At 59.9% G+C, this 10,602-nt stretch carries 9 protein-coding genes and 2 pseudogenes; 2 read left to right on the top strand and 9 right to left on the bottom strand.

Annotated elements, in window-relative coordinates; genetic code table 11:
- Positions 1–151: 151 nt before the first annotated feature.
- Together M529_RS28530 and M529_RS28535 are read right to left on the bottom strand one after the other, a co-directional pair.
- A complete protein-coding gene (locus M529_RS28530) occupies positions 152–3,061 on the bottom strand; it encodes a Tn3 family transposase (protein WP_021224283.1) in 2,910 nt (969 codons plus the stop codon).
- A gap of 125 nt (positions 3,062–3,186) precedes the next feature.
- Positions 3,187–3,951 (bottom strand): IS6-like element IS6100 family transposase, encoded by a 765-nt coding sequence (locus M529_RS28535; protein ID WP_001389365.1) that lies wholly within the window; start codon positions 3,949–3,951, stop codon positions 3,187–3,189.
- Positions 3,952–3,979: 28 nt separating this feature from the next.
- Here M529_RS28535 and M529_RS28540 point away from each other — a divergent pair, with 28 nt between their 5' ends.
- Both M529_RS28540 and M529_RS48985 read left to right on the top strand, forming a co-directional pair.
- Positions 3,980–4,222, top strand: coding sequence for an SDR family oxidoreductase (locus M529_RS28540; protein ID WP_021238374.1), 243 nt, complete (start codon positions 3,980–3,982; stop codon positions 4,220–4,222).
- 69 nt (positions 4,223–4,291) lie between these two features.
- Positions 4,292–4,564: a hypothetical protein gene (locus tag M529_RS48985; protein WP_152522071.1), complete on the top strand. Its 273-nt coding sequence runs from the start codon at positions 4,292–4,294 to the stop codon at positions 4,562–4,564.
- A 74-nt stretch (positions 4,565–4,638) separates the two neighbouring features.
- Here M529_RS48985 and M529_RS48990 read toward each other — a convergent pair.
- The 7 genes and pseudogenes from M529_RS48990 to M529_RS28565 form a co-directional block, all read right to left on the bottom strand.
- Positions 4,639–4,784, bottom strand: a pseudogene (locus tag M529_RS48990) (IS3 family transposase); the annotation flags it as partial.
- A gap of 29 nt (positions 4,785–4,813) precedes the next feature.
- Positions 4,814–4,978, bottom strand: a pseudogene (locus tag M529_RS48130) (IS66 family transposase); the annotation flags it as partial.
- A 113-nt stretch (positions 4,979–5,091) separates the two neighbouring features.
- The gene (locus M529_RS28545; protein WP_021238373.1) at positions 5,092–5,349 is read right to left on the bottom strand and encodes a hypothetical protein; all 258 of its coding nucleotides are present in this window, start codon (positions 5,347–5,349) and stop codon (positions 5,092–5,094) included.
- Entirely contained in the window at positions 5,346–5,981 is a 636-nt protein-coding gene (locus M529_RS28550; RefSeq protein WP_084465781.1) for a cytochrome c oxidase subunit 3, read from the bottom strand. Before M529_RS28550 ends, M529_RS28545 begins: the two co-directional genes overlap by 4 nt.
- The gene (locus M529_RS28555; protein ID WP_021316670.1) at positions 5,950–6,693 is read right to left on the bottom strand and encodes a hypothetical protein; all 744 of its coding nucleotides are present in this window, start codon (positions 6,691–6,693) and stop codon (positions 5,950–5,952) included. The genes M529_RS28550 and M529_RS28555 overlap by 32 nt, the downstream gene beginning before the upstream one ends.
- Before the next feature lie 125 nt (positions 6,694–6,818).
- Complete coding sequence (locus tag M529_RS28560; protein WP_021316671.1) at positions 6,819–9,191, bottom strand: TonB-dependent receptor; 2,373 nt, start codon at positions 9,189–9,191, stop codon at positions 6,819–6,821.
- 145 nt (positions 9,192–9,336) lie between these two features.
- Positions 9,337–10,533 (bottom strand): IS256 family transposase, encoded by a 1,197-nt coding sequence (locus tag M529_RS28565; RefSeq protein ID WP_007684572.1) that lies wholly within the window; start codon positions 10,531–10,533, stop codon positions 9,337–9,339.
- Positions 10,534–10,602 lie beyond the last annotated feature (69 nt).

Genomic DNA, 10,602 nt, shown 5'->3' on the forward strand with positions numbered 1-10,602 from the left:
ACGAGCCAAGTGCAAAATCCGTCACATTAGGGTGGCTCTTGCAGTGTATCGTCACATTGAGCGCAAACCCACCCTTTTGTGACAGACGAATGGTGTCACTCGGCCCTATCACTCTGGGGTGTACCCAAATGTTATAGGCCGATCAGCCGCCTCACGCTGCAAGCCGTCCAAAATCAATCCGGTCGTTCAGGTCGAGGTCGAAGCGGCCATAAGGGTTCACATGACTGTAGATCAACGGCGTGAGACCACGATAATCTTCCGGCGTCATCCGCCCCGCCCACTTCGGCTCAACCAGTACGGTCTGAAGCATGCGGGTGTTCACATACACCAGCGACGCTTGCAGGAGGTGTAGCGCCAGAACGGAGATTTCCTGCTCATGGATGCGGTTGGTGGCGATCTCGCCGCCCTTGCCGAAGAACACGAAACCATTAGCGCCGTTCCAGTTCTCAACCACATTCAGCCCTTCGTGGATCTCGCGGCGGAATGCCTCCTGACGCAAATACCGGCATAGGAAGATTGTTTTGACCGCGCGGCCGAGTTCACTCAGCGCCTTGTAGGTCGGGTGCATCACTTCGGCTCTGGCAAACCGGAGCAGGATCGCTTCCGGATCGGCGGTGCGCGATTGCATGGCAGCGGCATATTTGACCATTTCGTCATATTGTTGCTCGATCTCGTCCCAGTCGATCGGGCTGGAGAGGATCGGCAGTAAATTGGAAAGCCGCGTGCGCATGCCGGCTTGGGGAAGGGCCAGTTTCTGGCGTGCCACTGCTTTCAGCCGCGGGGCAAGCTCAAATCCAAGGAGTCGGCAGAACGCAAAGCCGACTGCGCTCTGGCCGTGGCTATCGACGTACTGGCGCTGGATTTCCATGTCGGTGCAATGGCGTAGCACGCCTTCGATCATGGAGGCGACCTCCGAGGAAGAGCACCGCTTGAGCTGGGAATAAACGCAGGTCGCGCGCTTCTCCACATGCCAGTAGATCATGACGCCACGGCCGCCATAGCGGGCGTGCCATTCCGTCATCAGGTTGCGGTCCCACGCGCCGAACTTCGTTGAATCGGACGCGCATGCCGTGCCCGCATCTCCCCATACTGCGGCATTGCGGATTGCCAGTGTCGCGTTTGCTACCCGCGCGCACGCCTCCCTCAGCGCTGGCGCGTGGATGAAACGGCGATGGACATGCAGCAATTCCTCGTAACTGACATCGGGTGTTGCGCCAGCGACCCGCTTGAGCCCGGCGTTCGTGCCCAAGCCATAGAGACACAGCAAAAGACGCTGAGCCAAGGCTGCTTTCGACAGGGTAACCCGCGAGGCCGACGTTTCGAAAGCATCCATCAATCCCGTGTCCAGAGCAGCCTCTTTCAACACGTCCAGCAGTCCGGTCATCGGCCAGCGCTGACCGATCTCGCTTTTGATCGAAGCGAGACCCTTCGGTTCGGGCAAGGGCTTGAACGGTGTAATCGATATCCGGTTGTCGCCGCGCCACAGGAGCCGGACCTTGTCGTTTTGTGGAATATTGGCATTGAGGAGCAACAGTTCCCGTTCAAGCTCCTCCCGGATCGAGGCGCAAAACGCCTGCGCATCTGGCGTCAGGCTGAGGCCGGAATAGTACGCATCTCGCCTGATCTCGAAGTCCTTGGGAAGATCGTCATCGGGATTGCGATAGCGATCCGCCCCGACCACCCAGATTTCTTTGGAGCGGATGCGGTCGCGCAGTTGCGTCAGGACGCAAAGCTCATAGCTGATCCGGTTTACCCGCCCATCGTCATCAATGACGGAACTGCGCCATCGCGCTGGAATCACCTCATCGATCGGAACATCCTGCAATGGCACGAAGCGGCATCCGCCATCCACCTTGCTCCTGATCCAGTCGAGGGCCGCCAGGACCGGCCGCCACACCGCGTTGTTCGACCGGAACTCAAGTACGGAAAGCAGGCTTGGCAGCATGCGCCGGTAATGATTGGCCCAGGAACCACGCATCACCTTGTAGATGCGCCGGTCCAGAGCGCCCTTCGCATGGCTCTCCTTGACGATCGCCGCCAGCTTGGCCTTACCGGCGATCGGGAAAATGACATCGCAGATGCGCCCCGATGGTTCATTGATCGAGGCGCTGGCGATCTCGACCAGCAGGCGCTCCTTTCCATAGACCCGCTCGATGTCTTTCGCGATATCGCCCACCACCTTGCGTTTCGAGCGCGTTCCGATCTTGTGAACGGTTTCGATCAGCAGGTCGATCATCGCGTCAGTGAGTTGCGCCTCCCGCGACATTAGATAAATCGCATAAAGGCCGAGCTGTCGCGCCGGCGCATGCCGGCGCATCTCCGAGGCCTTTTCACCGGCAACGCGGCGAACAATCTGATCGACCCATGGCTTGCCCGTAGCCGTCAGGAGATCATGGGGAAGATCAAGTCTCTGGATAAAGGCGAGTTTCTCGGTCACGTCGAGAATGTTGTCGAGCGTTGCCTGTCCGGCGTCACCCTTCATCCTGTTGAATCCGGTCGAGCTGTCCGGATCGGCAAGCGAGGCTTCCAATAACGCCACCGCATCTGACGAAAGCCGATCACTGGCTCCGATCAGCCAGGTGTCCAGATAATCTTGCCGTTGTGAGCGAACGACACGTTCAAGCTCCTTGCGCGACGGCCCATAAATACGCCGGTCCCGGCACCACAGGAAAACATGCTCAAGCATGGCATTGATCGACTGGCCGCCCGGGCACAGCTCGCCAGCAATCCATTCCGTCAATTGCGCGCGATCCACCCGCTTCATGCGGTGATATCCAAGATGGATCAGGATCTCCGCACAATGCCGTCGTGCTGTCCGACTGGAAAAGTCATAACCGGCTATCTCGCCAGCCTCGACACCGAGTTGCTCGGCCAGATACGAGAGGCCATCGGTAGGGATTGAGCCGGGATCGATCGCGAAAAACCCCAGGGAAGCGAAGAATTTCAGCTGTGCGGCGAGGCCAAGGCGCGTCAGGGCCGGCTTCGAATTTACAAAATCAATATCGGCAAAGCTCAGGCTCCATCGTCCGATCAAATCCCCGCCCGGAATACTCCGATCCATCAACCCACTCCCTATGATGGAGCGAACTGTCCTCTTCTATGATTTCCATCGTCAATACCGAATGCCACGTTCCCAAAACGTTCTCCGACTTGGCCAAAATCGCAGCTTGGGGCCGACTGGGCCGATCAGGCGGCTGCTGCGAAATGGTGGTTGAGCATGCCCATGGCCTCCGTCAGCGCCGAGGGCCCAATGCCAAAAGCTCTCTCCACAAGGCGCACCTCGCCCCTGATGCCGGGCTGCAGGCACCAGGGGCGAGCCTGTCCTTTGCGCAGGGCTCGCATGACTTCGAATCCCTTGATCGTGGCATAGGCCGTGGGGATCGATTTGAAACCGCGCACCGGCTTGATCAGTATCTTGAGCTTTCCGTGATCGGCCTCGATCACGTTATTGAGATACTTCACCTGCCGGTGGGCCGTCTCCCGGTCCAGCTTTCCTTCGCGCTTCAATTCGGTGATCGCTGCACCATAGCTCGGCGCTTTGTCGGTATTGAGCGTGGCAGGCTTTTCCCAGTGCTTCAGGCCTCGCAGGGCCTTGCCCAGGAACCGCTTCGCTGCCTTGGCGCTGCGGGTCGGCGACAGGTAGAAATCGATCGTGTCGCCCCGCTTGTCGACTGCCCGGTACAGGTAGGTCCACTTGCCCCGCACCTTGACGTAGGTTTCATCCAGGCGCCAGCTCGGATCAAAGCCACGCCGCCAGAACCAGCGCAGCCGCTTCTCCATCTCCGGGGCGTAGCACTGGACCCAGCGATAGATCGTCGTATGGTCGACCGAAATGCCGCGTTCCGCCAGCATTTCCTCAAGGTCGCGATAGCTGATCGGATAGCGACAATACCAGCGCACCGCCCACAGGATCACATCACCCTGGAAATGGCGCCACTTGAAATCCGTCATCGTTCCGTCCGTCCAATCTCCGCCAAGCATGCTCAAGCTTCACGATTTTTGCAACAGAGCCAATGCGATCGCGCCGGGCTTCTTTCTGACCAAGATGACTAAAGGCGTACTATCTGATCAGGAGGGATCGATGGTCGACGGCATTCCCCTCGGCCGACTTGGCGCTCCCCACGAGATTGCAGGCGTGGCCCTGTTCCTTGCGTCCCGCGCGTCGACCTACCTGACCGGAACGGTTCTGACCTGCGATGGCGGTGCCAGTGCCGTCGGCTGAAGTAATGCGGCCCGTGGCTGCCATGATGAGGCCAAATCCCCTCATCCCGATGGTTGCAAGGTAGGAGATATGGCGCAAGCCAACCTTCGTTTTCGCGAGGATCGAGAAGCCACAACCTTGCAGGCGGCGGCCCACGTGGATCGTGACCCGTCCCGCATGAGAGCCCTCGACCAAGAAACTATTTCGCGCCTGCACGCCTTGCTACCCAATCAGAGCAAGGAAACAGTTATGAACAGGCTAGGAATAAGCTCCAACACCTGGACAAAGATCAAACGCGGCGAAGCGGTGCGCTCGATCCTAGTCGATAGAGCTCTGAGCCGGCTCCGTAATTTCCCTGTTTAGCTTCTGGCTTAGGCCGCTCTGTGATGTGCTGTTGATGGCGGAAGACCTTCGGAGGCTCGGCCGTTGCGGTCGGCGTTCGGCCGATCAACGCGAAACTCCCGATTGACTTTGTCGAGCGGGCATGGCGCCTTGGGGAATCGCTGACGGTCGTGATCCTCTTTTTCCCTCGACGAATGCCGGCCAGCCGCATGGTGCGCATCAGTCGCTCGACCGTGCACTTGGGTAGCGGTGCGTGAGGGCAAACGTCTCACTCAGAGACCGGCTATGCCCCTCATGCCCCGGCTTTGCGCCGCCGGGTCGCGCGCTGTCCCGACGTGCCTTGCGGTCGGTCGATGGCGGCTTCGACGATGTCCGCGACGTCTTGTCTGGCCGCCGAAGACGCAGCACCAGCTGGATCAGTTCTTCGCGGCTCATGCGCTCGAGATCGGGGTGGCCCTAACTCATATGGATCAGCGTTCTCGCCCCGCCGCAAGAGGGCGTGGGTAAATACTCAATCAGGGGTGCAGGTTCATGGTGCGGGCGCTATTCTAGTGCAGTATTACGATCATTCCGACGCAACATGCTGCCCAGATCATCAGGAGCGCCCGTACTACAATAGGCGCGAGGCACACCTCCATATATAGTTCAAGGATCAGCATGGCTTTGATCCAGGCAATCCCCATTGCGACGGCGATACCGACGCGGATCGATTGTTCGCGATAAGCCAATGCGACGCCAGCGACCGCCAAAATGACCAGCGTCGACCACGCCAGATCCAATTTTGAGCGGCGGAGCCGGTGGTTCACCGGCCTTGAAGATAAAGCATGGGAAACAGGAATATCCATAACAGGTCCACCAGGTGCCAATAGATTGCGCCGCTCCCGAGAAATCGCAGGAAGTTCTGGTCGATCGCAGTGCCCTGCCGGCGCGCCTTCGAGAGCAGAAGGATAAGCACGCCGATCCCGGCCAGATAATGTAGGAAATGAAGACCGGTCAGCACGAAATAATAGCTGAAGAAGTCGTTGGTGAGAGGCGTCGTTCCCGTAGATATCTTCCGCCAATATTCAACGATCTTGACGAGGCCGAAAGCAGCGCCGGATGCAAGTGCCAACCCGAGATGGCGAACCACCGCGTCCCTATCGCCAGCCTCTGCCGAAGCGGTCGCCCGCGCCACCAACCAGCCGCTTGTCAAGAGGATAAGGGTATTGGCGAGGCCAAGCGGGACATCCAGTTGCGCTGCGGAGGCCGAAAAAAGGGTCCGCTGCTGAGAACGCTCAGTCATGAACACCAGGAACAGGACGGCGAAGCTTGCGCAATCGGCCACAACGAACGTCCAGATACCGAGTGGTTTGGCGCGAGCATCTTCCTCCGTTTCGGCGCGGCTCGCGGAGCAAGACGACCCACCACTATCCACGGTCGTCGCCCGCGCGATGCTCACGCTCCAGCCGGGCTATCGCCCTCAAAATGTAGACCGAAAGCAAGAAAATGAAGGTGAAGAAGATTGAAAACTCGATCCAGAAGTTGAGGATGCCACTGCGCGAGAACGGTCCTGACGGGAAGAATGGCATTACCGTCTCGATCGCGAGCATCGTTCCGGCCCAGATCGAGAACCAACCCAACCAATTGGGAATCAACGGCGTAGGTCGGCGATCGGCCAGAAAGCAGATTCCGACCGCGACCGCCTGAACGCTCGTGAGAGAGTAGGCTACCACAAACAGGAGCCAGCCGATGTCGTACAGAAGCTGCAAGATAATCGGCGAGAGGGCCTCCGGGCGATAGGCTGCTCCAAGCCATATCCAGGCCGGAAGCAACGTGATCAGCGTTGTGAAAAGTGCCCCGCCGAGCTGAAGCGTGGAGAGGACGTCGTTATCGCGCTCGACCGCGCGCATGACCTTGCTTATCGCCACCCCCCAAACAAAATAGAAGACGGAGAACGCCATCGTCAACACCATGCCGGTCCTGATAGCATTCTTGTGCTGGCGGAAATGATCGGCGATCAATTGAGCGTCGACGTTCGGCGTAAAGGGCGGAATGTTCCGGGCGAGCAGACCCCAGAACAATAGAGAGGCCGCAAGAAAGATCGGGCCACCCCAGGCGCAGGCCCAGACATATCTATAGGGGCTCGGCGACGGATCAACGGAATCGGCCATCTAATACTCCTAGGCGCCCGCAGGTTTGAGGCCTGGGGTCTGCCGGCCTGAAGAGTCCCAGGCCGACGACGTTGAGGGGCCGTGGTGGCTGTGCCCCTTCCTTCGGCGCCCATGCCAGGCGCACGTCAATCGAACTTGAAGCCAAGCGTGACTCCATAGGTCGCTGGCCGAGCAGCAAACCGCGAAATCGAGTCGTTGAAGGTGATCACGCTTGTGAAGTAATATTTGTTGAAGATATTCTTGCCCCAGAGGGACACGGTCCAGCGCCCATCCGGCGCCTCATATCCCACCCGCGCGTCGAACGTGGCGTAGCCCTTCATCTCGAAGGGATGGATCAAGCCTGGAAGCACCTTGTTCACCGGCGATGGTGGGATGACGATGCGGTCGCCGCCGATCACCGCGTCCTGAGATGATCGCGCATTCATCGTAATTCCGATGAAGGGCGCTCCGCCATTGTCGAGGCGGGCCTTGTAGTCGGCATTGAGGCCGATATTCCACTTCGACGTGAAGGGCAGCCGGTCGCCCGCGAAATTGTTGACCTCTCCGATCGCGTTGTAACCCGAATAGCGTTGGACCTTGCTATCGAGATAGGTGAGGGATCCTGTGAGGCTAAGGCCCGGCAACGGGTTGATCGTCACGTCTCCATCGAAACCCAGGACGCGCGATTTCGGAACATTGACCAAGAGGTCGAGCACGGAAAACAACGGATCGTTGATCTTTCCGCGCACCTGCTTGTTACGATAATCATAATAGAAGCCGGCCAGGTTGAGCTGCACCTTTCGATCCCAGAGACCCAACTTCGCGCCCGCCTCGTAGGCAGTGAGTTGCTCCTGTGTCACCGGGTTCAGCGAGGACTGGCTTGCGGTAGCGAGTACCGGGAAGCTGCCCGCCTTATACCCGCGAGACACGTTCGCATACAGCAACGAGGTGGGCCCGACATGATAGTCCACGCCGGCCCGCCAGGACACGTTGTGCTGGTTTAGCTGGCCGATATAGGGCGTCCCCGGGACGTTGTTCTGGTTGAGCGCGTAGCAGTCATTGATGCCGATCGGCGTGAACGGCACGGTCCCGAGAAGGCTTCCCAGCAGGTTGAGGAGTTGCGCCACCCGTCCGTCGCCACCGTCATAGGTACATGTCAGCGCGTGATTGTGGCTGTTGGTATACCGAACTGCGCCTTTCAGCGTCAGTCTGGACGTCAGGTCATATTCAGCGTTCCCAAAGATTGCATAGTTCCTGATCCGTTGGCGATTGTATACGCCCCCCGCATCGATGAAATTAGCACCGGCATTGTTCTGGGACGAATCTGCGAAGTTGAGGAACTGGTTCTCGTAAGTGCGGCTGCGCTCGTAGTTGGCGCCGAGGACCCATCGGAACGCCGACTTGCTCGAGTTGGCAAGGCGCACTTCCTGGTTGAAGGTGGTGATCCGGCCATCATTCCTGACCAGATCGCCTTGCGCAAGCGCCATGCCATCACCATCGGTCGTCTGCCGCTGGGTGTAGTGGCCGTAAGAGGTCAGCGACGTCAGGGTGATCGCGTCGGTGAGATCGATGTCCGCGCGGAGCGCGGGCTGGTAGAATTTGCGGTCGCTGCGAGGCGTACTGATACCCGTCGACCAGTCGGCCGCCCGAGGATTTTGTGGCGAGAACGGATAATCGATCGACGATTGCTGCACGAACGGGTTCTGGCCGCGAAGTGCGATGTATTGGGAGGCTTGCGGATCCGATGTATCGCGCCACGCATTCAGGCTGAGCGAGAACCGCACGCTGTCCGACGCATCCCAATCGACAATGGCGCGCCCGGTGATGTAGGAGACCTTTCCGTTTGTGTCGTAGGGGCGACTGCTGCTGCGCTGCCAGTCATCGGTGTGCGTGCCGCTAACAGCTATGCGAGCGCGCAGGTTCTCGGTGATCGGGCCGCTCAGATAGGCATCGCCGTCAATTTCGTTGAAGCGGCCGTAGCTGATGTCGCCGCCCGCGGTGAAGGTGCGGGTCGGTTTGGCTGCGATATAGTTGATCGCACCGCCGGTCGAGTTCTGGCCGAACAAGGTTCCCTGCGGGCCTTTCAGGACCTCGATCCGCTGAAGATCGAACGCTGAATGGCTTGCCAGGACCGGAAACGGAAGAGGTGCCTGGTCGACGTAGACGCTGACCGCCGGGTAGACGCCGAGCGAGCTTTCGTTGAAGCCTACGCCACGCAATGTGAGGATCGGCGTGTTGGTGGCGCTTTGCGCGTAGGCAAGACCAGGAATGGCGGACGCGACGTCCTGAAGCGAGGTTATCTTACGCTCCGCCAGCGCATCACCGGACAGCGCCGTGATCGACAGGCCGACATTGTTGAGTTTTTCCTCGCGCTTATTCGCCGTAACCACGATCTCGTTCGCGCCCTGCGCAGTCGCAGCGTTCGGCCCGGGCGCCGATGCCGGTGCGCCTTGCGCCAAAGCGGAACCTTCGCCCGCGAGCAGGAGGCCAGCGACGCCACAGTAAAGATAAGCCTTCATGAATCATCCCCTCGATTGTCTTTTATCTGCTGGAAGCACCGTCCGTATTCGGATCACCAACGGCGAAGCACAGCTCCGGCGGCAAACACGCTAGCCAACCAGGTTGTGTGCGTCAAGTTCTGCAAATTGGCGGTCATGGTGCTGGTCATGCGGCTTTGCGTAGTTCGGTTTTCTTCTGCTCGCGCAGTTCGTCCATATTGAGGTAGCGGTTGGCTTCGAGCCAGTTTTCGTGGGTTTCGACGGCGAGTGCGCGGACCAGGCGCAGGCAGCTGGGGGCGTTGGGGAATATCCGCACGACATAGGTTCGCCGCCGGATTTCCTCATTGAAGCGTTCGAGCATGTTGGTGCTTTTCATGTGCTTGTGATGCCTGCGTGGCAGCCGGTAGAAGGAGAAGGTCTCCTCGATCGTCTCCTCGGCCCAGTCGGTGAGCCTGGGATATTTGGCGCTCCATCGGGCGAGCCACTGGGCGAGATCGGCGCGGGCCTCGGCGAGGTTGCGCCGGTCGTAGAGCCAGCGCAGTTCCTGCAGGCAGTCGTCGTCGGCCTTCCTTGGCAAGTGATCGAGCGCGTTCCTCAGGAAGTGCACGTAGCAGCGCTGGTATGCGGCGCCGGTCAGCACCTCGCGGATCGCCGCGCGCAGGCCGGCATGATCGTCGGCGACGACGAACTCGGTGCCATGCAGGCCCCGGTCACGCAGGCGCAGCAGGAAGTCCTTCCATGACGTGGCGCTCTCGCGATTGGCCATCTCCACGGCCAGTATCTGCCGCCTGCCGTCCCAGTCGATGCCGATCGCGATCAGCACCGCCTGGCTTCCAACCACGCCGCCTTCGCGCACTTTCTCGTAGCGGGCATCAAGGATCAGATAAGGGAACGGCTCGTCGAGGCGGCGCTGGGCAAAGGCCGCCAGGCTGCCATCGAGCTTCTTGTTGATCGCCGAGATCGTCGAGGCCGAGAAGGCATGGCCGCACAGCTCTTCGGTGATCGCCTTGACCTTGCGCGTCGAAACGCCCTGGACATACATCTCGGCCAGCGTCGCCACCAGCGCCTGCTCCGACCGCTGGTAGCGCTCGAACAGCTCGGTCGAGAAGCGCCCGGCACGGTCCTGCGGCACCCGCAGCTCCAGCTTGCCGACCCGCGTCACCAGCGTGCGCGGGTAATGCCCCGAACGGTAGCCGAGCCGCGCATCGCTGCGCTCGCTCTTGCCCGCGCCCAGCGCCTCGTCCATCTCGGCTTCCAGCATCGCCTGCATCACGCTGCGCACAATCTCGCGAAGCGCATCCGGCTCCTGCGCCAGCAACTCTTTGACAGCGGATACAGCAGGCTTAATCTCGGTCCTGGTCATGGCGGGTCTCCTCGGGGCTCTGTTGCAAAGATTGGCGGCAGTCAGAGGTAGGCTGTCGCTCTGCGCCGA

Origin of the sequence: Sphingobium ummariense RL-3 (assembly GCF_000447205.1) — a bacterium.
Classification (GTDB): Bacteria; Pseudomonadota; Alphaproteobacteria; order Sphingomonadales; family Sphingomonadaceae; genus Sphingobium; species Sphingobium ummariense.